Source organism: Rhodococcus sp. EPR-147 (assembly GCF_001647185.1).
Taxonomy (GTDB): Bacteria; Actinomycetota; Actinomycetes; order Mycobacteriales; family Mycobacteriaceae; genus Rhodococcoides.
Map to the genome: position 1 here is coordinate 1 of NZ_LVCU01000520.1, position 23,648 is coordinate 23,648.

Below are 23,648 nucleotides of genomic sequence, written 5' to 3' on the forward strand. Positions count from 1 at the left end.
ACCTCATATCGGCCACGTGCGCAGTGGCGTCGCGTTCGACGTACTGCGCCGCTGGCTGTTGGCGCACGACTACGACGTCGCCTTCGTTCGCAACGTCACCGACATCGACGACAAGATCCTCAACAAGGCGCGCGACGCCGGCCGGCCGTGGTGGGAATGGGCTGCGACGTACGAGAGGTCCTTCACCTGGGCGTACGACCGACTCGGCGTACTTCCGCCGTCGGCCGAGCCACGCGCCACCGGGCACATCACCCAGATGGTCCAGATGATCGAGCGACTGATCGAACGCGGCCATGCCTACGCCGACGAGTGCGGTGACGTCTACTTCGACGTGCAGAGCTTCCCGAGCTACGGGGCACTGTCCGGTCACAAGCTCGACGACGTGCACCAGGGCGAGAGCGTGGCCGAGGGCAAACGCGACCCTCGCGATTTCACGCTCTGGAAGGGCGCGAAACCGGGTGAGCCGTCGTGGCCGACGCCGTGGGGCCCCGGACGGCCCGGCTGGCACCTCGAATGCTCCGCGATGGCAGAGAACTACCTCGGGTCGGATTTCGACATTCACTGCGGCGGAATGGATCTGGTGTTCCCGCACCACGAGAACGAGCGGGCCCAGTCCATGGCGGCCGGTGACGGCTTCTCGCGGTACTGGCTGCACAACGGCTGGGTGACGATGGGCGGCGAGAAGATGTCGAAGTCTCTCGGCAACGTGCTCTCGGTACCCAATGTGTTGAAAAAGGTTCGGCCGCAAGAACTTCGGTTCTATCTCCGTGGCGCGCACTATCGTTCGATGCTGGAGTACTCCGACACTGCGCTCGACACCGCGGCCGTGACCTACCGGGGTATCGAAGGGTTCGTTCGACGAGCTGTCGAACGTGCCGGCGAAGTGCCGCTGGGTAAGTGGACCGCCGGATTTGCCGAAGCCCTCGACGACGACCTCTCGGTTCCCAAGGCGTTGGCCGAGATTCACGCGACCGTCACTCTCGGCAACACTGCACTCGAATCCGGTGACCTACCGGCAGCGGTGGAGTACGCAGGCAGTGTCCGGGCGATGCTCGACATCCTCGGTGTCGACCCACTCGATCCGCACTGGGCCAGCGACAGCGGTTCCGACGCAGCAGCTCTCGGTGCCCTCGGCGTCCTCGTCGAGGCCGAGCTGGAGCGTCGAGCAACGGCGAAGGCGACCAAGGACTGGGCCGCCGCAGACGAGATACGGACGAGACTGGCCGAGGCCGGAGTAGACGTGACAGATACACCCAACGGGCCCGAATGGTCGCTGGGTACGAGCAAGACCGACGAAGCAGGTTTGTGATGGCAGGCAATTCGAGTAGGCGCGGCGCGATCCGCAAGGACGGCACCAAGAAGGGGCAGGTCGCCGGATCGGGCGGCAAGCGTCGGAAGGGTCTCGAAGGCCGCGGCGCGACGCCTCCCGCCTCCGAGCGCACCAAGCATCCCGCCGCGCGTCGGGCCAAGCTCGCCGAGAAGTCTGCCCAGAACCGCGGCGGTAACACCGGTGGCCGCGCGGGTGGACGACCGGCCGGACGCAAGGCCGAGGACGGTCCCGAGGTGGTGCTCGGTCGCAACCCGGTCGTCGAGTGCCTGCGTGCAGGCGTGCCCGCCACTGCACTGTGGGTTGCCGTCGGAACCGACAGCGACGATCGGCTCAAGGAAGCCGTGCAGCGTGCAGGCGATGCGCGGATCTCCATCCTCGAAGTTCCCCGCTCCGATCTGGACAAGCTCAGCGCCAACGGATTGCACCAGGGCCTGGCCCTGCAGGTGCCGCCGTACCGCTACGCGCACCCCGACGATCTGATCTCGAACGCGCGCACGCACCAGGAACCCGCACTGCTCGTCGCGCTCGACAACATCACCGACCCGCGCAACCTCGGTGCCGTCGTGCGATCGGTGGCTGCGTTCGGCGGCCACGGCGTCGTGATCCCGCAGCGACGCAGCGCGAGCGTGTCTGCAGTGGCATGGCGAACCAGTGCCGGCGCGGCAGCTCGCCTGCCGATTGCACGCGCAGTGAATCTGACTCGCACACTGAAGGATTGGCAGTCCAAGGGCGTCACCGTCGTCGGCCTCGACGCAGGCGGCGACACCGAACTCGACACCTTCGACGGCAAGGGCCCGGTGGTCATCGTCGTCGGGTCCGAGGGCAAGGGCCTCTCGCGTCTGGTCAGCGAGACCTGCGACCACATCCTGTCGATCCCGATGGCCGGCCCGGTGGAATCGCTCAACGCATCCGTCGCGGCGGGCGTCGTATTGGCCGACATCGCGCGGCAGCGTCGCGGGTAGTTCTACGTTCTGATGCGGCCTGCGGTCTCGTGCATCGCGGGAACGACGATATCGACCATGTCGGTGGCGCTGTAGTTCTTCGCGTGCAGTGACGTGTTCAGTGCTGCCACGACGGTGCCGTTGCTGTTACGCAACGGCACTGCGGCAGCACGCATTCCGACGTCCAGTTCGTCGACCACCTCGGACCAGCCGGCGTTGCGCACCCGAGTGATCTCGGCGCGCAGTGCATCTCGATCCACGAGCGTGCGCGGGGTCAGGGCTTCGATGGGGGCGTCGGTGAAATAGCGTTCGAGGTCGCTCTCGGGGAGGGCCGCGAGCAGCACTCGACCCGATGACGTCGCGTGCGCGGGGAATCGAGTGCCCAGCGTGATGACGACCCGCAACATGCGCGAGGACGGAACACGCGCGACATAGACGATGTCGAATCCGTCGAGGATGGCCACCGAGGTCGTTTCGCCCAATTGTCGTGCGAGCGCCTCGATGTGGGGTTCGGCCAGACGGGGTAGGTCCATTCCGGACAGGAACGAGAAACCCAGATTCATCACCCGCGGGGTGAGGGTGAACTGACGGCCGTCCTGGCGGACGAATCCCAGTTCTGCCAGCGTCAGCAACAGTCGACGGGCGGTCGCTCGGGTGACTCCGACGGCCTCGGCGACCTCGGTGAGGGTTCGGGCCGGGTGCGCGTCGTCGAAGCACTGCAGCACGCTCAGGCCGCGTTCGAGTGACTGCACGAACCAGGCGGGGCGTTGGTCGTCGGGAGCGATCTCGGCCGTCATGGTTCGAGTCTGCCTCATTGCTCTGTTCGCGCCGCATCACATCGCTCGGTGCTTGTGGTCTTGACCACAGGAGGCGCATCTGGTTACAGTTGTGCGAATAACAAACAACTGTGCGCTATCCGCACAAAATCGAAGGGCCGACAAGTGAACGTTGACGTCGCAGTCGCGGACGGATCCAGAGCACGGAAGGCTGCCATCGGCAGCTTCGTCGGTGCCGTGGTCGAGTGGTACGACTTCCTGCTGTACGGCATCATCGCCGCGCTGGTGTTCAACTCCCAGTTCTTTCCGAGCGTCTCGCCCGCCGTCGGCGTGATGGCCGCGTTCGCCACCTTCGGCGTCGGCTTTCTCTTCCGTCCTCTCGGCGGGATCTTCTTCGGCCACTTCGGTGACCGCCTCGGGCGCAAGCGCATGCTGATCTGGACGATGCTGCTGATGGGCGTCGCAACCGCGTTGATCGGCCTGGTTCCCAACTTCGAGTCGATCGGTTGGTTCGCGCCGCTACTGCTCGTGCTGCTGCGTGCGATCCAGGGCTTTGCGGTCGGTGGCGAATGGGGTGGCGCATCGCTGATGGCCGTCGAAAGTGCGCCGGCGAAGAAGAAGGCGTTCTACAGCAGCGGCGTCCAGGTCGGCTACTCCGTCGGTCTCATCCTCGCGACCGGCGCGGTCACCATCATGAGCAACCTGCTCAGCGACGACGCATTCACCAGCTGGGGCTGGCGCGTACCGTTCCTGGCCAGCGCCGTGCTCGTACTGTTCGGCCTGTGGATCCGATCCGGTGTCGAAGAATCGCCCGTGTTCGAGCAGGCAGTCGAGGAGAGCGGCGAGAAGAAGAAGCTGCCGGTCATCCAGGCGATCACCGAGCACCCCGGTTCCTTCCTCAAGATCATCGCGCTGCGCATGGCCGAGCTGTTCACCATGTACATCGTCACCACGTTCGCCCTGAGCTACACCGTCAACGAACTCGGCTACGAGCGTCAGTTCATGCTCAACGTCGCGCTGCTGGTCGGTGCCATCGGCATCCTGAGCATCCCGACCTACGCGGCGATCGCCGACCGCTTCGGCCGCAAGCCGATCTTCGTCACCGGTGCCGTCGTCGGCGCACTGGCGGCCGTACCCTTCTTCCTGTCCCTGCAGGCAGCCTCGGTCGTCGCCATCGTGATCCTCGCCGTCATCCTGGTCAATGTCTCGCACGACATGGTGGTCTCGGTGCAGCAGCCGCTGTTCACCGAAATGTTCGGCCCCGAACTGCGCTACAGCGGAGCAGGTGTGGGCTATCAGGTCGCCAGCGCGATCGCCGGTGGCTTCACCCCCTTCATCGCAGCCGCTCTGGTCAGCTGGAACGACGGCTCCTGGCACTACGTCGCGGCGTACCTGGCCCTGGGCTGCATAATCTCGGCCGTGGTCGCAGCACTGATGAAGAACATGGGCTCCTCGGATGTCACCTCCATCTCCGATCAGGCCGCCCCTGCAGCAGAAGCCGTTGTTGCAGAGCGCGTCTCGAAGTCGGTATGAGCTCACTGACCCTGGTCGGCTCGCACGCGTCCACCGCGATGTCACCCGCGCTGTGGACGCGTGCGTTCGAGATCGCCGACGTGCCCTCCCGCTACGACGCCTGGGAGGTCGCCGACGTTGCCGACCTACCCGATGTCGAGGATGCCCTGCGGGGCGGCCGTACCGATGCTGCGAACGTGACCATGCCCTGGAAGCATTGGGCTGCAACGGTTGCCGACGAGGCGGATCCCGATGTGGTGGTGTCGGGGGTGGCGAATCTGTTGTTCCTGCGATCGGGTGCGCTGTTCGCCATGAACACCGATATCGCGGCGGTGCGAGCGGCGACCTCGGGACGTACCTTCGGCTCGGCGCTCCTGCTCGGAGCAGGTGGCGCCGCGCATGCGGCCGCGTTCGCGCTACAGGGCCACATCGAGAGGCTGGTGGTCTCGGATGTCGACAGTCGTGCGGCGGAAGGTCTCGTGGGCGAACTCGACGGGTACGACGGTTCCGCATCGGTCGTCGACTGGTCGGATCGAGCAGTGGATCTGGAGTGCTACGACCTGGTGATCAACGCGACGCCGATCGGCCGCGACGGCTCGGAGGATCAACTCGCCTGGGGTGCAGGTGAACTCGGGCCAACGGCGACGGTGTACGACTTCGTCTATGCCGACACGCGCAATGCCGTCGAGTCCTATGCGGCGGACCGAGGAATCGAACTGATCGACGGATGGACTCACCTGTTCCACCAGGCCGACGCCATGGTTCGCCCGCTCGGCCTGCCCGCTCGGATGTCGGATGCACTGCGTCGCAGCATTCGTGAGATCTGCCCCGCTGCAGCCGGGATCAACCGATAGCGCGGAAGTGTATCTGTGTTCCCGGCGTCAGCTGCGCGGCTGCGGAGACGTCTGCCGCAGTGACAACCGCGATCACCGGATAACCGCCCGTGACGGGGTGGTCGGCGAGAAACAGCACCGGCTGCCCGGACGGCGGAACCTGAAGCGCACCCAGAACCATTCCCTCACTGGCCAATTCGTCGTCTCTCGTGCGGCGCAAGGGTTCGGCACCGTCCAGCCTGATTCCGACGCGATCGGAATCCTGCGTGACGGTCCACGACTGCTCGAGCAGAATCGATCGGGCGCGCGCGGTGAACCAGTCTGCACGTGGACCGAAGGTGATGCGCAGTGTGTCGGGCCACGCGGGCGGTGGAACGAACTCTGCTGCAGGCCACTCGGCTTTGTCGTTCCCGACGGGCAGGGCGGTACCGGGGGAGACCACAGCCGGGCCGAGACCGGACATCGTGTCCGTCGACCGACTGCCGAGGACGGTAGGAACGCCGATCCCGCCCCGCACCGCCAGGTAGCTACGTAGACCGCTTGTTGGCGTGGACAGCTCCAGTTCCTGCCCGGCTCGGAGGAGGATGGTCGAGTACAGACCCTGCTCCGCACCGTCCACGCGGCAGACCACGTGCGCCCCGGTGACGGCCACGATCGCGTCGAACTCGGCGCGGACCTTGAGCCCACCGAACGTCACTTCCAGTGTTGCGGCCTCGGAAGTGTTGCCCACCAGCCTGTTCGCTGCATCGTGCGAGAGCAGGTCTGCCGCCCCCGAGCGACCGACCCCGATCGACGCATGCCCCGGGCGACCGCGATCCTGCACGGTGCACAGCGGTCCCGTCTGCAGAACGGTGAGGGCTCTCATGCCTGCTCGAATCGGACGGTGGTGCCGGGCCGGAGCAGCGCCGGTGGGTCGCGGTCGAGGTTCCAGAGTGGTGCGTCGGTGCGTCCGATCAGCTGCCAACCGCCCGGCGAGGAGCGCGGATAGATACCCGAGAACTCACCTGCCAGGCCCACCGAACCGGCTGGGACGCTGGTGCGCGGCGACGAGCGCCGCGGAACGTGTAGCCGCTCATCGGTGCCGACGAGGTAGCCGAAGCCGGGCGCGAAGCCGCCGAATGCGACGGTCCACGTCTGATCGATATGTGCCGCAACGACGTCCGTGGTGGACAGCCCGGTCAGACGGGCGACGTCGTCGAGATCCTCGCCGTCGTAGACCACCTGGATCGTGACGGTCTCCGAGTGATCTCCATCGGACGTCACGGCGGGTGACACTGCCGCGATCCAGTCCAGTATCGGTTGCTTCGGCCCGTCGAACATCACCAGCACGGTCCGAGCAGCGGGAACCAGATCGACGACGCCGGCCGGTGGGTCCAGCGTGAGTGCACGGTAATACGCCATCGCCTCGTTCAGGCCGTCGAATTCGACGAGTGCTGCACCCTCGCCGGCAGAGAGAATGCGCATCAGACGAAAGCGGTGATGTCGATGTCGTTGGCGCGGAGCAACTCCGAGACGGCAGTGGCCATCGCGACCGCGTCAGGGGAGTCGCCGTGCAGGCAGATCGATTCGGCCCGAACGTCGATTCTCGAGCCGTCCACCGCCTGCACGGTGCCGTCGGTGATCATGGTCAACACACGCTGGGCAACGGCGTCGGGATCGGACAGTACTGCGCCGAGTTCCGAGCGCGAGACCAACGTTCCCTGTGGGGTGTAGGCGCGATCTGCAAAAGCCTCTGCGACGGTGCGCAATCCGGCTCGCTCGGCTTCTTCGAGGAAGATCGAATCGGGGAGCCCCAGTACCGGCAGCGTGGGGTCGTAGGCGAGGACTGCGTCGACCACGGCCTTGGCCTGGCCGTGATGGTGCACGATCGCGTTGTACAGCGCCCCATGTGGTTTGACGTAGGCGATGGCCGATCCGGCGACCTGGGCGAGGCCGTCGAGTGCGCCCATCTGATAGATCACGTCCGCGGTGAGGTCGGCGGGGGAGACGTCGAGAAAGCGTCGGCCGAACCCGGCGAGGTCGTGGTAGCCCACCTGCGCTCCGATGCGTACGTCCGCTGCCGCGGCCGAGCGGCACGTACGCAGCAGAGTGGTCGGATCACCGGCATGGAAGCCGCACGCGACGTTGGCGCTCGACACCAGGGCGAGCATCGCGTCGTCGTCGCCGAGAGTCCATGCACCGTAGCTTTCGCCGAGATCGGCGTTGAGATCGATGGACGTCACCCTCGACATCCTAGGCGGCGACGAGCCGTCCGGAATTGGCCTTGCGGGTTCCGCCGATGGCGCGGCAGACGAGGTAGATGACGAAGGAGATGGTGGTGACGAACGTCGACACCGGCAGGCCCGGGGCGAGGGAGAGCAGGATGCCGCCGACGGCGGCGACCTCGGCGAACAGAATGGACAGCAGCGTCGCCTTGAGCGGGCTGGCCGTCACTCGCGCGGCAGCGGCGGCCGGGGTGATGAGCAGCGAGAGCACCAGCAGTGCGCCGACGATCTGGACGCCCAGTGCACAAGCGACGCCGACGAGTACGGCGAACACGACCGAGAGGGCGCGGACGGGAACGCCGCGGGCCAGCGCCACCTCGGGGTCGGTGCTGGCGAACAGAAGCGGCCGGTAGACGACGGTGAGCACGATCAGTACCAACACCGCGCAGACCAGCAGCAGCTGGATACCGCTCTGTCCGACGCCGACGATCTGGCCGATGAGCAGCGAGAAGCTGGTTCCGGTTCGGCCGGGGTAGAGCCAGATGAACAGCACCGACAGTCCGAGGCCGAAGGACATGATGACGCCGATGACCGAGTCGCGGTCGCGGGCCTTGCTACCGAGCAGCGCGAACATCACCGCTGCGACAACGGATCCGACGATGGCTCCGAGGCCCACGGTGATGCCGACGAGCAGGGCTGCGGACGCACCGGTGAGCGAGAGTTCGCTGGATCCGTGCACGGCGAACGCCCACTGGCGGCTGACGATCAACGGTCCGAGGGCACCGGCGAGCAGCCCGAGAATGGCGGCGGCGATGAGTGCCTGCTGGACGAAGTCGTATGTCAGCAGGTTGGCGGTGGTGTCGAAGTCGAGCATCTTCGAGAATGCGTCGAGAACCTTCTCGTTCATGCCTTGTCTTCTCTGTCGTGCGGCACGGGTGGGTGGTGTGCGCCGGCCGAGCCGAGCGCATCGATGGAATCGCCGGTTCCGACGACGATGAGCCGGCCGCGGACCTTCAGCACCTCGACCTCGGTGCCGTAGAGCTCCGAGAGGACCTCGGTGATCATGACGTCCTCGGGAGTTCCGATGCGGAACCGGCCGTCGACGATGTAGACGATGCGGTCGACGAGGGGGAGGATCGGGTTGATCTCGTGCGTCACGAACAACACGGCGGTCTCGTGCTCCCGCCGTCGGCGATCGATGAGGCTCGAGACCAGGGATTGGTTGGCGAGATCGAGGCTGAGCAGGGGCTCGTCGCACAGCAGTACCGACGGATCGCCGACGAGTGCCTGGGCGATGCGCAGTCGCTGCTGCTCACCGCCGGACATGGAGCCGACCGGCGCACCCGCGAACGAGTTGGCGTCGACCTGATCGATCGCTCGCTGCACCGTCTCCTTGCGCCTTCGGATGCCGCGCAGGCCCATGCCCCACCGATGGCCGTCCCAGCCGAGGCCCACGAGGTCGCGTCCGCGCAGCGGCAGATCGTCGTCGATGTTGCGCTGCTGGGGGATGTAACCGACGCCCGACTGGCCGCGACGGACGGGATTGCCGTCGATCGCGGCCGTGCCGGACGTGAGGTGATTCTGGCCGAGCAACACCTTGAGCAGAGAGGTCTTACCCGAGCCGTTGGGGCCGAGAACGGCGACGAACTCACCCTTCTCGACCGTCAGGTCCAGGTTCTGCCACAGCGTGCGCTCGCCGAACGCCAGTCCGGCATCGCGCAGTTCTACAGCAGGCATGTACTACAGCTTTCCATCACGCCGGTTCGGGTCAGGAGGCGGTGGTGAGCGCGGCCTGCAGATCCGTTGCAGCCTTGGTCTGCCATTCGAGGTACGTCATGCCGGCAGGCAGCGTTTCGGTGACCTCGACGACGGGGATGCCGGCCGCCTCGCTGGTGGAACGGATGTCTTGGGTGACCGCATCCTCGGTCTGGATGTTGTAGATCAACGCGCGAACCGAGTTCGACGTGAACAGATCTCGCGTCGCAGCGATGGAGGCGGGCGACGGATCGTTGCCTTCCTCGATGGAATCCTTGAAGTCCTCGGGGGTGCGATCGTCGAGATCGGACTCTTCGATGAGGTAGTGCGCGATCGGTTCGGTCTGTGCCACCGGTGCATTCGGGAAATCAGCGGCAATCTGTGCGGTCACGTCGGTGATGGCGTGGACCTGCTCGTGGAAGGTCTCGGCGTTGGCGGTGTACTGCGCGGCGTTGTCGGGGTCGAGCTGACCGAGCTTCTCGGCGATCTCCTCGGCGGTGTGCGCGGCGACCTCGGCGTTGTACCAGACGTGCTCGTTGACCTCACCGTGTGAATGGCCGTCCTCGCTCGCCGGTTCGGCTGCTGCTTCCGAGGTGGGCTCGTCGGAGGAGTGATCATGGCTGTCGTCGAGCAGCGTGAAAGCGTCGACGGACGGTACGTTCTGGCCCTCGGAGGCGAGGATGTCCTCGATGAACTCGTCGTAGCCGCCACCGTTGTAGACCACCAGCGACGCCTCGGCGACGGCGGCAGCATCGGCCGGGCTGGCCTCGTAGGAGTGCGGGTCGGCAGAGGGATCGGAGATGATCGACGTCACTGTCGCCAAGTCGCCTGCGACTGCCTCGGCGACGCTTCCCCACACGTTCGTGGATGCAACGATCGTGATCGGTCCGTCGACGGCGGTGGCCGGTGCGGACTCGGTGCTCGCGGATTCGGTGGAGCTGCACGCGCTGAGCGTGAGCGCTGCGGCGCAGGTCAGGCCCAGTACGGCCGTGAGCTTGGTCCGGGACGCGCGATGGTTGGACGACATCGATGTACTCCTGATGAGCGGAACTTGACGCTAATGGAAACCGTTACCGTTGTACTCTAGCGCGCAGTGGGGTGGCGGATCGAATCGGATGAACGCGACCTCGAGTTTCTCTGCGCCGCGTTGTGGGACTAACGTCCCGGTTATGGCCAGGTCAAGCGAACCGCGACGTCAGGCGACGTTGGCGTCGATCGCTGCCGAGCTCAAGGTTTCTCGCACCACTGTCTCGAACGCCTACAACCGACCCGATCAGCTCTCCCCGGAGCTTCGCGAACGCGTGCTCCAAGCCGCGAAACGCCGCGGGTATGCCGGTCCCGACCCGGTCGCCCGATCGTTGCGCACCCGTAAAGCAGGCGCCATCGGGCTGCTCCTCACCGAAGCGCTCAGTTACTCCTTCCGTGACCCAGCCGCGATGAGCTTCCTCGCCGGACTCGCCGAATCCTGCGAAGCCGCCGGACAGGGCCTGCTGCTGATCCCCGCCGGAGCCGAACGCGACGACGTGCAAGCCGCCGCTGTCGTCCAACAAGCCGGAGTCGACGGATTCGTCGTCTACTCCGTCGCCGACGACGACCCCTACCTCGCTGCCGTGCGCGAACGCCACCTACCGATCGTCGTGTGCGACCAGCCCCGCAACATCCCCGAAGCCGCCCTCGTCGCCATCGACGACCGCGGCGCGATGAAAATGCTTGCCGCACATCTGATCGCGCTCGGCCACGAACACCTCGCGGTACTGTGCATGCGTCTCGGACGCGACCGCCGCGATGGCGTCGTACCCCCGGGGCGGTTGGCCGACAGCCACTTCCACGTCCAACGCGAACGCATCGCCGGAGTTCAGGCCGCCATGATCGACGCCGGACTCGACCCCGACACCCTCACCGTCGTCGAACGCTTCGACCACACCGTTCGCTCCGGCCACTCCGCCGCCGCCCAAGCACTGCAGGCCAACCGCGAAACCACCGCACTGCTGTGCACCACCGACGTCATTGCCCTCGGTGCACTCAACTTCGCCCGGGTCTCCGGAATCGATGTGCCGAGCCAACTCTCGGTCACCGGATTCGACGGCATCTCCGACGCCATCCGCGAAAACCTCACCACCGTGCGCCAGGACGCTGAGGAAAAAGGCCGTCGAGCAGGCAAACTGGTTCTCTCGTCCTCGCACTCGGGCATCGTCGCCGCCGAAACTCTGCCGACCGAACTCTTCCGCGGCCGAACTGCCGGACCGCCGCCGAAACAACCGCCCGCTATCGCCTGAGCTGTCCCTCGCCCGCCCGCCCGCCCCAGTTCGCCCGCCCGCCCTCGTTCGCGTGCCCCGGCTCTGGGATCAATGTGGATTCCAGTCACTCAGACTGCAACAAAGCCACATTGATCCCATGTCAGCCGAACCCGCATCGGGATGAATGTGGGTTTCAGTCAGTCTGAGTGCAACAAAGCCACATTGATCCAGAAGCGGGGGCAGGGGTCAGGCAGGCTCAGCGCTGAGCAATCTCGCGCAACGCAGCAGGCCCAGGTGACTGTAGGCCTGGGGATGGTTGCCTAGTGATCGTTCGGCGATGGGGTCGTATTCCTCACTGAGCAGTCCGGTGGGGCCTGCGGCACTGACGAGTTGAGCGAACAGTGCTTCGGCCTCGGCGCGTTGTCCCACCAGCAGGTAGGCCTCCACGAGCCAGGCGGCGCAGAGATGGAAGCCGCCCTCGCCGCCGGGCAGGCCGTCGTCGTGGCGGTAGCGGTAGACCGTCGAGCCGCTGCGCAGTTCGGCTTCGGTGGCAGTGACGGTGGCCGCGAAGCGGGGGTCTGCCGGGTCGATCAGTCCGGACAATCCGATGAACAGCGTCGCGGCGTCGAGGTCGGTGCCGTCGTACGCGGCGGTGAAGGACTGCACTTCCTCGTTCCAGCCGTTGGCGAGTACTTCCTCGCGGATGGTATTGCGCAACGATGCCCAACCGGGTTCTGTTGTACGACCGAAGGTTTCGGCCAGACCGATGGCGCGATCGACGGTGATCCAACCCATCACCTTGGAGTAGACGTGGTGCCGGGGGTTGTCTCGAATCTCCCAGATGCCGTGGTCGGGCTCGAACCAGCGACGCTCGACGGCCTCGACCATGGCGCGGACGAGTTCCCAATCGTCGTCGGACAGGCCGTTCTCGGAACCCTTGGCCTTGCGTGCGTGGGCGAGGGCGGAGACCAATTCGACGATGGGGCCGAAGACGTCGAGCTGAACCTGTTGATTCGCAGCATTTCCCACGCGCACCGGACGCGAGCCGGCATAGCCGGGCAGCTCGTCGATGACGGCCTCTGGCGGTAGACCGAGACCCCAGATGGTGTAGAGCGGGTGCAGACGCTCGGGGCCGGAGACCGACTCGAGTACCCCGTGAATCCAGGAGAGGTAGTTCTCGGCCTCGGCCGTCGAGCCGACGTCGACCAGCGCGGCTGCGGTCAGTGCGGCGTCGCGCAGCCAGCAGTAGCGGTAGTCCCAGTTGCGCACTCCGCCGATGTCTTCGGGTAGCGAGGTGGTGGCCGCGGCCATGATCGAGCCGGACTCCGCGTGGACGAGGCCGCGGAGGGTCAGTGCCGATCGCTTCATCAGATCGCGCTTGAGCGGCGGCAGGTCCAGGCCGTCGGCCCAGTCCTTCCAGTATGCCTCCGACGCGCGGCGACGCTCCACCTCGTCCCACGGATGCTCGCTCAGATCGTCTGTGCCGAGCCGCAATTCGAGAACGATCGGCCCGTTCGAGGGATCGACCTCGGCGTGCGCGGCCTGCTGCGAACCGTCGGACACGATGTTCCAGGTGACGCCGGGACTGCGCAGCACCATCGGATCTGCCGTACCGAGAATTCGCAGGCCGTCCACATCGGGTTCGAGTGAGGCCCAGGCCTTTCCGAACTCCGGACGCGGCGCGAAAGTCACCACGGCGGTGGCCTTGCCGGTGATGACGCGGGTCAGCGCGGTCTGGCCCTGGCCGATGTCGTGCGGCAGATAATCCGTGACCTGCAGGCTGGCCCACTTGGTCTGCACCGTCATCGTGCCGTCCACGTACTGCTGGCTCAACGGAAGCGATGCGCGGGTCGGCCCGACGCTGAAGTGGCCGGCCTGATCGCCGCCGAGCAGGTGTGCGAACACGGCTGCGGAATCGGGTTCGGGGTGACACAGCCAGGTGACGTCGGCGTCGGGGGTCAGCAGGGCAACGGCATTGGGGCTGGCCAACATCGTCAGTCGTTCGATGCGCGGGGCGTCGGCTCCCGAAAGCCACTGCCGTCGCTCCTCGAGCAGGAATGCCAGGGCGAGGGCGACCTGCTCGGTGCTGTCGATGCGAAATTCCGCGAGCGTGTCTCCCGGTCCGATCTTGACGCCGATGTCCGGCCCGTGCAGGTGTCCGAAGGCCTTCTCGTCGGTGACGTCGTCGCCGAAAAAGACTGCGGCAGTAGCAGCTTCCTGGTGACGAAGGATGTCGAGGGCGACGCCCTTGTCGGTGACGATGACTGCCAGCTCGATGACGGACTTGCCCTCGGTGACCTGAACGCCGTCCCGCGCCGCCGCACCGGATCGCACAGCTGCGAGCGCTTCGTCACCGGCGGCGGTCTCGGCGTTGCGGACGTGCAGCGCGACGCTGGCCGGCTTGGTCTCGATGCTGACGCCGGGATGGGCGTCGGCGATCGCCTGCAGTTCGCCGGTGATGACGGTGAGGAGCTTCTTGGCGTTGTCGTCGATGGCATTGACGAACCCGGCGTCGAACTCGCTGCCGTGACTGCCCACCAGCTGCACCTCGGACGGCAGGCGCGAGAGGATCGCGAGATCGCGGAGGGCACGTCCGGAGATGACGGCAGCGTTGGTGCCGGCGAGGGAGGCGAGGCCGCGCATGGCGCTGACCGACTCGGGGTGGGGGAAAGCCTTCTGCGGGTCGGAGACGATCGGCGCCATGGTGCCGTCGTAATCGGACGCGACGAGCAGACGCGGAGTCCGAGCTACTCCAACGAGCGCGCGGCGAAGTTCGAGCGGCAATTCGAGAGCAGTCACCCGTCGAATCTAGGCGATGAACCCCGCCTCGGCGTACCTGGCTTTGTGCGCGGGATGTATCACTGCTGGTCGGGGACCAGACCGGGCGACGGAGTCACACCGGAGGCCGCCGACATCGAGGCGGCGGACTTGGTGACGATGGCCAACATGGCTCGCTGGGCGCCGTCGGCGTCGCCGGATTGGATCGACGACGCCACCACGCCGTGCAGTCGGATCGCCTCTGGGTCGGCTTGGCGGGACATCAGGGCGTGGCGGGTGCGGCCCGCGAGCACCTCCACGACGATGTCGGACATCGACCGCAGCATCGGGTTGCCGGAGGCCGCGAGCAACGTGCGATGGAAATTGCTGTCGTGTTCGAGGTAGGCGTCGGAGTCGGCGGCCCGGGACGTCGACGACATTCCGATGACGGCGGCCGTCAGCGCGCCGCATTGCTCGGGTGTTGCTCGATGCGCAGCGAGCTTGGCTGCCAAAGGCTCGATCCCCGAACGTAATTCGCTGAGCAGCAGCAACTGCTCGGCGCGGGCCGGCCCGGCCAGTTGCCAGCGGATGACCACAGGGTCCAGGGAGTTCCAGTTCTGCGAGCCCTGCACGGTGATCCCCACGCGTCGACGCACGGTGAGCAACCCCAGCGATTCCAGGACGCGAACCACTTCCCGGACGACGGTCCGCGACACGGTGAACCGCACGGCGACGTCGTCGGCCGAGATTCGGGTCCCGCTCGGGATCGCGCCGCTCACGATGTCGCGACCGAGCTCGTCGAGCACCGAATCGTGCAGCTGGCGGAAGTCGCTGGTCTCGCTCATGTCCGGTCGATCGTCCCACGGGTCGCCCGGTTTCTCGCGTCTGTCCGATCCGCGCGAGCGTGATGGAGCAGTATCGAGGGATGGCAGCACAGACGACAGGCAGAGCACATCATCCGGTTCTCGTGGTGATGGGAGTGTCCGGATCGGGTAAATCCACAGTGGCGGGCATCCTCGCCGGAGCATTGAAATGGGACCTGCAGGAGGGCGACGACCTGCACCCGGACGCCAACGTGGCGAAGATGGCGTCGGGTCAGCCACTGACCGACGAGGACAGGTGGCCATGGCTCGACGTGATCGCGGAGTGGATCACCGAGCACACCTCCACCGGTCGATCGGGAATCGTGACGTGCTCGGCCCTCAAGCGGTCGTACCGAGACGTGCTGAGCGCCGCATCGAGGGACGGGGCCGAGGTGATCTTCGTGCATCTGGCCGGCACCAAGGACCGAATCAGCGGACGCCTCAATGCTCGGATGGATCACTTCATGCCGTCCTCGCTGCTCGATACCCAGATTTCGACCCTCGAGCCGCTCGGTGACGACGAGAACGCGATCGTCGTCGACATCGGGCCGCCGCCGACCAAGATCGCCGAGCGCATTCTCGTCGAACTCGAAAAGCGTGCGGGAATGTCGGAAAGTCACTGATCGCCGTTTTGTGACCGCCATGGTGGATCAATGTGACTTTCAGTCGGTCTGACTGTGGCAATGCGACATTCATCCGGGCCTGGGGCCGCAAACGGGGCGCAGATCTGCTGACGGCTGTAGAACGTGCAATTTTCAAGCAAGCGCGCTTGCTTTTAAGTACTACGAATGACCGAAAGGACTTGTAAAAGTATGACGAATGCGAGATAGTGAGCTTGTTCACTTTTTCAGTGAGGAGACAGCTCATGGTGCGAGGCGCACCCGCCAGGCCGGTCCAACTTCCCGTTCCCAACGCAGACGTCTGGGACTGGCAACTCGACGGTCTGTGTCGCGGATTGGACTCGTCCGTGTTCTTTCACCCCGAAGGCGAACGAGGCCGCGCTCGCACCTCGCGTGAGAAATCCGCCAAGCAGGTCTGCGGCCGCTGCCCGGTACTCGAACAATGCCGCCAGCACGCCCTCGAGGCGAACGAGCCCTACGGCGTATGGGGCGGAATGTCCGCACACGATCGCGCCGACTTCTACCGCGGAGCCGTTCGTACCGCTTGATCCCTCAGCGGGTTCGGTGCGGTGGCAGTGGGGGATTGTGGCAAATGCGCGCGCATTCGCCAGGCGCGTTCGCAATTGTCAACGCGCGCATAGCGATTTCGCGCGCCCCTGGCAAACGCGCGTGCGTTCGCGAAGACTGCTGGGCGGACAACACCGGGCGGCAACGAGGCGATCAGAATCCGCAGGTCTCCTCGGACTTACCTCCGGCGCACTCGCTGTCGACACTGCTGTGAAGCCCGGCCTGATCGACATTCGCGGCGGCGACGCATCGTTCGCGCCGCCTTCGAGCTCTGACCGTCGCAGCCTTCACCGAACTTGTCGGTGGGTTCGTGTTTCATGACGATCCATGAACAAGGTCCTGCGTGCGACGCTCGTCAGTGCGGTCGTCATCACCACCGTCATCGGAATTGCGTCCTTCGTGCTCAGTTTCGCTGCACTGTGGGATCTGGCCACGATGGCAGGTGTCCCACGCTCGCTGTCCTGGCTGTGGCCGGTGATCGTCGACGGCACCATCCTGCAGGCCACGATCTCCGTCATCGCGCTGGCCCAATTCGAGGATCAACGCAGTGGTCGACGCTTCTTCTGGGGTGTGTTGATCACGGCAGCTCTGGTGAGTATCGGCGCAAATGCCATGCACGCCTTCATCTCCGACGCCGGCACACTGCATCCGGCCTTGTCGGCAGCGATCGCGACCGTCGCGCCGGTCAGCTTGTTGGCCGCAACCCACGGACTCGGCATCCTCGTCCGAATACCGGCGGAACTGCCGAAGTTCACAGACGAAGAACCCGCCCCCGAAGAGGTGGCAATCGCGGTCCCGAAAGCCGAACCCGTGACACCAGCGCCCGAATTCCCCACCCCCGAGATACCGACCCCTGCGCAGATGGCGCGCACCGAGCCGGTCCGCACAGACCCGATCCGAACCGAGCCGGTCCGCACCGAACACCGCCCGCCGGAATCCCCGGTCACCTCGGTGCGCACGGTCGAGCCACTCGACGAGGTCGATCGCTGGATTCTCGACGAGGAACGGGTGGACGATCTCTATCCCGTCGACGCCCCGTGACGCCCGGTGGCACCATCGAAGGATGAGTACACACTTGCCGAGATCCGTCGTTCCCGAGAAGCCGAAGCCGGGCCAAGAATCGGTCTGGGATTACCCTCGTCCACCCAAGCTCGAAGCCTCGAATCGTTCCCTCGTCGTCCGGCTCGGCGGCGAGGTGATCGCCCGCACGACCGCCGCGTACCGCGTGCTCGAGACGAGCCATCCGCCCACCTGGTACATCTCGCCTGCAGACGTCGTTCCGGGCGCGCTGACCCCCTCGGCGGCGCGATCGACGCACTGCGAGTGGAAAGGCGCAGCGACGTACTGGGACGTCCACGGCGGAGACGCTGTCGCAGAGGCCGCCGGGTGGAGTTACGAGAACCCCACCCCTCGGTTCGCCGAGATCGCGGGTTACCTGGCGTTCTCGCCCAGCCGCCTCGAATGCGAGATCGACGGCGAAGCAGTCCGACCCCAGGAAGGCGGGTTCTACGAGGGCTGGATCACCGACGACGTCGTCGGCCCGTTCAAGGGAATCCCGGGCTCCTACGGGTGGTGACGCCCTAACCGACCGGCAACTCGGCGCGGGGGATGATCTGAATCGAACTCGCCGCGCCGGGGTCGCTGCCGGTCACCAGCACGTCGCCGTTCCGCGGATCGACCGCCACCGAGTTGGCCTGCGTCACCGTCGGAACATCGCCCAGGGTTCGCGGAGCTGCGGGATCGGATACATCGACCACCCGCAGTACGTTCGACGCGGTCAGCGTCACGAACAGCAACCGACGTTCGAGATCCACGGCGAGCCCGTACGGGTTACCCGGTGCATCGATCGATGCGATCTGACGAATGCCGCCGACATCGTCGACCGATGCGAGCAGGACCGCACCACCGTCGGTGTCGGCGAACCCGGCCACCGTCTGATTCACCGTCACCGCGTGCGTGAGCTTGACGCCGATCGGAGCCTGCGACACCTCCCGCTGCGTCGCGCCGTCGTAGACCCACACACCGTTGCCCTGCACATCCGCGACGGCCGCGAACGGACCGAGAGCGGCAGCACCACCGGGCTGAACAGGGCCCGGCGGTAGCTCCGACACGATCGCCCCGTCGCGCAGGAAGATCACTCCGCCACCCATCTCGTTGGTGGCCACGACGGTGCCGTCGGAGGTCTGCACCGCATCGTGTGGCTGACGACCGACACCGGTGGCCGTCGACAGAATCGCGCCGTCGGCGAGCGAGATCTCGAGCAGCTCGTCACTGCCCTCAAGCGGAACCAACACCGGGCCGTCGGGACCGGCCAGTGAAAGATGTCGCGGCGCACCCGTCGTCGAGACCATCTGGCGCACGGCACCGGTGGCCGCGTCGAACAGCACCACGCCGTCGGGCTCCCGCACCCCGGCAGCAGCGATCCCGGACGATCCCACCACGACACCTTCGGGAGCACCCGCAAGAGGAACGACGGTACCGATCGGGTCGGCCGCATCCGGGGCCTGTGCGGGCTCGGCCGCCGGAGTGGTTGCCTCAGTGGTCGGTTCGGTCGGGGATTCGGCCGCAGAGCAGCCGGCGACGAGCAGGCAGACAGCGGCCGCCGCGACCAGGGACGCCCTCATCGGCGGTACTGCTCGAAGTGCAGGGCGTCGTCCAGTGGACGGCGGCTACGCCAACCGAAGCGTTCCAAATCGGGTACCTCCTGAAACGATTGGACCGGACCGACGCACAGCCAGGCGATCGGGCGGACCGGTGCGGGGATGTCGAGCAGCTCGGTGAGGTATGCCTCGTCGTAGAACGAGACCCAGCCGACGCCGACGTTCTCGGCTATCGCTGCGAGCCAGAGGTTTTCGATGGCGAGGACGGCGGAGAACAGTCCGGTGTCGTCGACGGTGTCGCGGCCGAGGACGTGCCGACCTCCACGGTCGGGATCGTAGGTGACCACCACCCCGGTTCCGCTGGTCTCGATTCCCTCGATTCTGATGGGGTCGAACGTCTTTCGTCGCTCGGCGTCGAGCTTGTCCGCGAAATCCTGTCGGCAGCCGGCCACGTGGGCCGCGAATGCGCTCAGAGTATCGGGCTTACGGACGACCACGAAGTCCCAGGGCTGGGTGTTGCCCACGCTCGGGGCTTGATGCGCCGCTCCGAGGATTCGTCGCAGAACCTCGTCGTCGACGACGGTTCCGTCGAACTCGGCGCGGACGTCGCGGCGAGATCGAATCGCGGCATACACCGACAGGGCTGCTTCGGTCATGATATCCGTTCTCCTGTAGCAGTATTCAGATGCGCGTTCAGTTCGGCGACGAGGGCGGGGAGTCGGTCTGCCGAGGTGGGACGGCCGAGGTGGTAACCCTGCGCTCGTCCGCACCGTAGTTCGCGCAACGCCGTCATCGTCACCTCGTCCTCCACTCCCTCTGCCGTCACCGACAATCCCAGCGTACGGGCGAGCTCGACGGTCGATCGCACGATGGCGGCATGCGCCGGGTTGTGCGCCATGCCGCCGATGAACGTGCGATCGATTTTCAGCTCCTGAACCGGCAATCGCTCGATGTAGGCGAGCGAGCTGTAACCGGTTCCGTAATCGTCGATGGCGACCTGCACGCCCATCGCATGCAGTATCGACAGCGTCTCGGTCGCGCCGATCGGGTCGGTCATCGCCGAGGTCTCGGTCACCTCGACGGTCAATCGGCGCGGTGGACAATCGAATTCCTTCAGCGCTGTACACACTTGGTCGATGAGGGTGTCGTCGAACAGGTTTCGGGTCGAGATGTTGACGGCGATGCTCAGCTCGAGCCCATCGGTCATCCACTGCCTTCGTTGGGCGAGGGCCTGGGTGAGGACGTAGCTCGTCAACGGCCGGATCAGTCCGGTGCGTTCGGCGGTGGGCAGGAATGTGCTGGGGGACAGGACGGTGCCGTTCGGATGATGCCACCGCAGCAGTGCTTCCACGCCGACGACGGTCATCGTCGTGAGGTCGATCTGCGGCTGATAGTGCAGTTGCAGTTGATCCGTCTCCAGTGCCGTGGTGAGTTCGCCGAGCATGATGAGCTGCTCGCTCTTGTCCCGGTCCATCGACCGGTCGTAGTACGCGACGCGAGACTGAGCGGCTTTCGCGGCCTGGACGGCGAGGTCGGCGCGCTGTACGAGGCGATCGGGTGTCGTTTCGTCCTCACCGTCGCCGGGAGAATTCGACGCGACTCCGACGCTCGCTTCGATCAGCAGGGTCATGTTCCCCACCTCGAAAGGAGTGGCGAACAGGAGCTGAATCCGGTGCGCCAACGCGGCCGGATCCATCGACTCCGATGCTCCACACAGGGCGAACTCGTCACCGGCCAAGCGCGCCAACAGAATCGAGTCGTCGGCGACGACTCGCAGTCGCTCGGCCACCACCACGAGGACCTGGTCGCCGAGGCCGCGTCCGAAGGTGTCGTTGATCTCCTTGAATCGGTCGATGTCGACGGTGAGCAAGGTCGACTCACCCGCATTGCCCCAGAGTCGATGCTCGAGGGCGCGTAGGTTGGCCAGTCCGGTGAGGTGATCGGTATCGGCAACGGCACGAAGCTGGACGGTCTGAGTGTGCAACAACCGCAGCAGATCGGTGATGCGGAGCATCACCAGGACCACCAGAGCGAGAGCACAGAGCAGCACCGCCCATCCCCACTGGGCGATCGGCTCGTCGCGAACGACCTCGATGAACATCACGATCGGCGCAGTCAGGGTGGCCGCGGTCAGCACGACGACCGTGGGAGTGGTGAACGACGCCATCAGGTGGGCGTCGGATTCGATGTTCGGGTTGGTGATGCGCCGCATGGACGGGTGAAGGGCGGCGACCCCGATGAGGACGTAGGACATGATCCATCCGACGTCGAACACAGACCTGTCGGACGAGGAATCGGAGACGATCGCGAAGTTGTTCACGGTGTCGGTGACCACTAGCAGCGCTACGGCCACGGTGAGGAGCCGGTAGGACAGGGTCCGCCACTGCCGTGAGCCGACGAAGTGGGCCAGCAGTCCCAGCAGAAAGATGTCCATCGCGGGGTACGCGACGTCGACCAGGCCTGCGGTTCCGGAGATGCCGCCTCCGCCGAGCGACGGCTGCACGGCGAACACCCAGGTGAGCAGTCCGAACGCGACCATGATGATGGCGCTGTTTGCCACGTGGCCGCGTTCGCTGGGTCGCCACTTGTGGCGAGCGAGAAGGAACAGGCCGAAACCGTAGACCGGATAGCCGACGAGGTAGATCGCGTCCGCCGGCGACGGGTAGGGGACACTGCCCTGGGTGATGTGGATCCACTCGTAGACGATGTCGCCGATCACCCACAGGGCGGTGCCCATGGCGATGGCCAGCCAGGCCGAACGGTTGCGGGGCCGGTGCATCCTGGTGCCGACGACGGTGGCGGCAACGGCGGAGGCTCCGACGAGTACGAAGACCGACTGACCCCAGACGGTGGTCGGGACGACGAAGTAAGCGGCGCAGCCGAGTGCGCCGAGCGCTGCGTACCACCGCCACCAGGCCGTCACGATTTTCTCCAGCCGTTCACGCCGATCCGACGGCTTCAACAATGTCACACGGACGTGATGTAGGTCACCTGCGCTGCGCGTCCAGTGACAGAAGTATGCCTCAGCGCTACGCTCGGTAAGCGGTACGAAACTGTTTCGATTCGATAAGGGGGCACGGATGAGCGTCGACGCCCCACGTCGGTCGAGGGTGAGTGTGGAGCGCGAGGGCGAATTTCTCGACGCCGCACTACTGTGCCTCGGCGAGGTCGGTTACGACTCACTGTCGATGGACCTGGTTGCCGAGCGAGCGCAGTGCAGCAAGGCCACCCTCTACCGGAGATGGTCGAGCAAGGCCGAGATGGTGGTCGCGGCCATCGAATCGGTCGGCCCGCCCCCGTTCGTCGGCATCGATACGGGAGACCTTCGCGGAGATCTGCTCGAGTTGATGAATCGGGTGTCCGAGGGGGCAGAGCACGATCAACGTTTCGCCGCGGCGATCCACCACGCGGTGATGGTCGACGAACAGTTGGCGGCAGCGGTGCGGAGAACGTTCCTCGAACCCGAGGCCAGATTCCTCGAGTCGGTCGTCGTGCGCGCGGTGCAGCGGGGGGAATTGTCGAGCAGGCCGAGATCGGCAGACTTTCTGCAATACATGGTGTTCAGCGCCATCATGACTGGCCCATTGACCGACGCCAAGCCTTTGGATTCGGAATACCGAACGCGAATAATCGACGAAGTAATTCTGCCGTCACTTCGCTCGACGACCGATTGACAACGTTTGTACGGCATGCGCACGTAATCGATTGACCCGCAACATAATTGAAAAATTCAACCGACCGGCGTCCGACTGGGGCGCCGGATCGAGGCCGTTCGAAATTCCACTGCTGCCAGGAGATGAACGGCTGAATTGGCAGGAAACTGCCAGCTTCTGAGGTGGAATTTCCGTCGCAGCTGTCTCTAGGGTTAACGGCATCCGAACAAACGGTAAACAGCATCGGTTGCGGATGTCGGCGCGCGGGTCACGTGCTCCCGGTGACCGGTGCGGAATTCGACTCGACTCGATCGGAATGCAATGAACTTCAACATTCAAGACCTGAGCGGAACGTTCTCGACGTTCGACATCGTGGTGTCCCTGACACTGTCGTTCGTCCTGTCGGCGATCATCGGCTGGGTCTACCGACTCACCCACAAGAACGTGTCGTACAGCCAGTCCTACGTACAGACCCTCGTCACGGTAGGCATGGTCATCAGCTTGATCATGCTGGTCGTCGGATCGAACGTGGCACGTGCTTTCGCGCTCGTCGGCGCGCTGTCCGTCGTCCGATTCCGCAACGCCATCAAGGAAACTCGCGACGTCGGGTTCATCTTCCTCGTGATGGCGATCGGCATGGCCACGGGGACTCGCTTCTACGTACTGGCGATTGCGGCCACGTTTGCGATCTGCCTGGTGATGGTGGTGATGAGCAAGTTCAACTGGTTCAAACTCGATGTCCAGCGCCAGGTCGTCAAGGTGCAAGTGCCGCCCGACGCCGACTACACCGATCTCGTCGAAGACGTACTGATCAAGTACTGCAAGGAGTTCGAGCTGGTCAGTACCGAATCGGTGCGATCGGGTGCATTGACCGAGCTCTATTACACGGCCCAACTCAGATCCGGCAAGAAACCCGGCGAGTTGATCGCTGCTCTCAGTGAGGTCAACACAGGGCAACGGGTCTCGGTACTCACCGGATACGACCAGACGGACATCTGAT

General features: G+C 65.5%; 23 protein-coding genes. 11 read left to right on the plus strand and 12 right to left on the minus strand.

The genetic code is table 11. The features are described from left to right. The coding region (cysS, locus tag A2J02_RS22355; RefSeq protein ID WP_068053757.1) for a cysteine--tRNA ligase at positions 1-1,309 on the plus strand (1,309 nt) is incomplete at its 5' end. Beyond that, the gene (rlmB, locus tag A2J02_RS22360; RefSeq protein WP_068053760.1) at positions 1,309-2,292 is read left to right on the plus strand and encodes a 23S rRNA (guanosine(2251)-2'-O)-methyltransferase RlmB; all 984 of its coding nucleotides are present in this window, start codon (positions 1,309-1,311) and stop codon (positions 2,290-2,292) included. The genes cysS and rlmB, both read left to right, overlap by 1 nt. Before the next feature lie 2 nt (positions 2,293-2,294). Here rlmB and A2J02_RS22365 read toward each other — a convergent pair whose 3' ends face one another. Further along, entirely contained in the window at positions 2,295-3,068 is a 774-nt protein-coding gene (locus A2J02_RS22365) for an IclR family transcriptional regulator domain-containing protein (protein ID WP_068053763.1), read from the minus strand. 144 nt (positions 3,069-3,212) lie between these two features. Between A2J02_RS22365 and shiA the strand changes: the two genes are divergently transcribed. Together shiA and A2J02_RS22375 are read left to right on the plus strand one after the other, a co-directional pair. Further along, positions 3,213-4,580, plus strand: a complete 1,368-nt coding sequence (gene shiA / locus A2J02_RS22370; protein WP_068053766.1) for a shikimate transporter — start codon at positions 3,213-3,215, stop codon at positions 4,578-4,580. Then, positions 4,577-5,413: a shikimate dehydrogenase family protein gene (locus A2J02_RS22375; RefSeq protein WP_068053769.1), complete on the plus strand. Its 837-nt coding sequence runs from the start codon at positions 4,577-4,579 to the stop codon at positions 5,411-5,413. Before shiA ends, A2J02_RS22375 begins: the two co-directional genes overlap by 4 nt. On the opposite strand, the gene A2J02_RS22380 is transcribed toward A2J02_RS22375, so the two are convergent. The 6 genes from A2J02_RS22380 to A2J02_RS22405 are packed head-to-tail and all read right to left on the minus strand — an operon-like array spanning position 5,403 to position 10,378. Continuing rightward, entirely contained in the window at positions 5,403-6,257 is an 855-nt protein-coding gene (locus A2J02_RS22380) for a biotin-dependent carboxyltransferase family protein (protein WP_068053772.1), read from the minus strand. The genes A2J02_RS22375 and A2J02_RS22380 overlap by 11 nt on opposite strands. Then, on the minus strand, positions 6,254-6,856 hold the full coding sequence (pxpB, locus tag A2J02_RS22385; protein WP_068053773.1) for a 5-oxoprolinase subunit PxpB: 603 nt from the start codon (positions 6,854-6,856) through the stop codon (positions 6,254-6,256). The genes A2J02_RS22380 and pxpB overlap by 4 nt, the downstream gene beginning before the upstream one ends. Next, entirely contained in the window at positions 6,856-7,614 is a 759-nt protein-coding gene (locus A2J02_RS22390) for a LamB/YcsF family protein (RefSeq protein WP_068053827.1), read from the minus strand. The genes pxpB and A2J02_RS22390 overlap by 1 nt, the downstream gene beginning before the upstream one ends. Before the next feature lie 10 nt (positions 7,615-7,624). Further along, positions 7,625-8,503 carry a metal ABC transporter permease gene (locus tag A2J02_RS22395; protein WP_068053774.1) on the minus strand — a complete coding sequence of 293 codons (879 nt, stop codon included), beginning with the start codon at positions 8,501-8,503 and terminating at the stop codon, positions 7,625-7,627. Then, positions 8,500-9,333, minus strand: coding sequence for a metal ABC transporter ATP-binding protein (locus A2J02_RS22400; protein ID WP_068053780.1), 834 nt, complete (start codon positions 9,331-9,333; stop codon positions 8,500-8,502). Before A2J02_RS22400 ends, A2J02_RS22395 begins: the two co-directional genes overlap by 4 nt. A gap of 31 nt (positions 9,334-9,364) precedes the next feature. Next, positions 9,365-10,378 (minus strand): metal ABC transporter solute-binding protein, Zn/Mn family, encoded by a 1,014-nt coding sequence (locus tag A2J02_RS22405; protein WP_068053783.1) that lies wholly within the window; start codon positions 10,376-10,378, stop codon positions 9,365-9,367. 142 nt (positions 10,379-10,520) lie between these two features. On the opposite strand from A2J02_RS22405, the gene A2J02_RS22410 reads away from it, so the two are divergent. Next, complete coding sequence (locus A2J02_RS22410; protein ID WP_068053785.1) at positions 10,521-11,627, plus strand: LacI family DNA-binding transcriptional regulator; 1,107 nt, start codon at positions 10,521-10,523, stop codon at positions 11,625-11,627. Positions 11,628-11,834: 207 nt separating this feature from the next. On the opposite strand, the gene otsB is transcribed toward A2J02_RS22410, so the two are convergent. Together otsB and A2J02_RS22420 are read right to left on the minus strand one after the other, a co-directional pair. Then, positions 11,835-14,387 (minus strand): trehalose-phosphatase, encoded by a 2,553-nt coding sequence (gene otsB / locus A2J02_RS22415; protein WP_068053788.1) that lies wholly within the window; start codon positions 14,385-14,387, stop codon positions 11,835-11,837. Positions 14,388-14,446: 59 nt separating this feature from the next. Further along, on the minus strand, positions 14,447-15,190 hold the full coding sequence (locus A2J02_RS22420) for a FadR/GntR family transcriptional regulator (protein ID WP_037190693.1): 744 nt from the start codon (positions 15,188-15,190) through the stop codon (positions 14,447-14,449). Between the two features lie 80 nt (positions 15,191-15,270). Here A2J02_RS22420 and A2J02_RS22425 point away from each other — a divergent pair, with 80 nt between their 5' ends. The 4 genes from A2J02_RS22425 to A2J02_RS22440 all read left to right on the plus strand — a co-directional run bounded on the left by A2J02_RS22425 (position 15,271) and on the right by A2J02_RS22440 (position 17,971). Next, positions 15,271-15,831, plus strand: a complete 561-nt coding sequence (locus A2J02_RS22425; protein WP_068053791.1) for a gluconokinase — start codon at positions 15,271-15,273, stop codon at positions 15,829-15,831. 242 nt (positions 15,832-16,073) lie between these two features. Continuing rightward, a complete protein-coding gene (locus A2J02_RS22430; protein WP_008713079.1) occupies positions 16,074-16,376 on the plus strand; it encodes a WhiB family transcriptional regulator in 303 nt (100 codons plus the stop codon). A 346-nt stretch (positions 16,377-16,722) separates the two neighbouring features. Continuing rightward, positions 16,723-17,436, plus strand: coding sequence for a DUF2637 domain-containing protein (locus A2J02_RS22435; RefSeq protein ID WP_068053794.1), 714 nt, complete (start codon positions 16,723-16,725; stop codon positions 17,434-17,436). A 22-nt stretch (positions 17,437-17,458) separates the two neighbouring features. Then, positions 17,459-17,971 carry a DUF427 domain-containing protein gene (locus A2J02_RS22440; protein WP_068053796.1) on the plus strand — a complete coding sequence of 171 codons (513 nt, stop codon included), beginning with the start codon at positions 17,459-17,461 and terminating at the stop codon, positions 17,969-17,971. Positions 17,972-17,975: 4 nt separating this feature from the next. Here A2J02_RS22440 and A2J02_RS22445 read toward each other — a convergent pair whose 3' ends face one another. Genes A2J02_RS22445 through A2J02_RS22455 form a run of 3 tightly spaced genes read right to left on the minus strand, consistent with a single transcriptional unit; the run spans position 17,976 to position 21,966 of the window. Next, positions 17,976-19,019 carry a hypothetical protein gene (locus tag A2J02_RS22445; protein WP_068053798.1) on the minus strand — a complete coding sequence of 348 codons (1,044 nt, stop codon included), beginning with the start codon at positions 19,017-19,019 and terminating at the stop codon, positions 17,976-17,978. Further along, positions 19,016-19,636 (minus strand): 5,6-dimethylbenzimidazole synthase, encoded by a 621-nt coding sequence (bluB, locus tag A2J02_RS22450; RefSeq protein WP_176460442.1) that lies wholly within the window; start codon positions 19,634-19,636, stop codon positions 19,016-19,018. The genes A2J02_RS22445 and bluB overlap by 4 nt, the downstream gene beginning before the upstream one ends. Before the next feature lie 11 nt (positions 19,637-19,647). Then, the gene (locus A2J02_RS22455) at positions 19,648-21,966 is read right to left on the minus strand and encodes a putative bifunctional diguanylate cyclase/phosphodiesterase (protein WP_231911494.1); all 2,319 of its coding nucleotides are present in this window, start codon (positions 21,964-21,966) and stop codon (positions 19,648-19,650) included. A 109-nt stretch (positions 21,967-22,075) separates the two neighbouring features. Here A2J02_RS22455 and A2J02_RS22460 point away from each other — a divergent pair, with 109 nt between their 5' ends. Then, a complete protein-coding gene (locus tag A2J02_RS22460) occupies positions 22,076-22,669 on the plus strand; it encodes a TetR/AcrR family transcriptional regulator (RefSeq protein ID WP_068053805.1) in 594 nt (197 codons plus the stop codon). A gap of 300 nt (positions 22,670-22,969) precedes the next feature. Beyond that, positions 22,970-23,647: a DUF4956 domain-containing protein gene (locus A2J02_RS22465; RefSeq protein ID WP_068053808.1), complete on the plus strand. Its 678-nt coding sequence runs from the start codon at positions 22,970-22,972 to the stop codon at positions 23,645-23,647. Position 23,648: the final 1 nt, after the last annotated feature.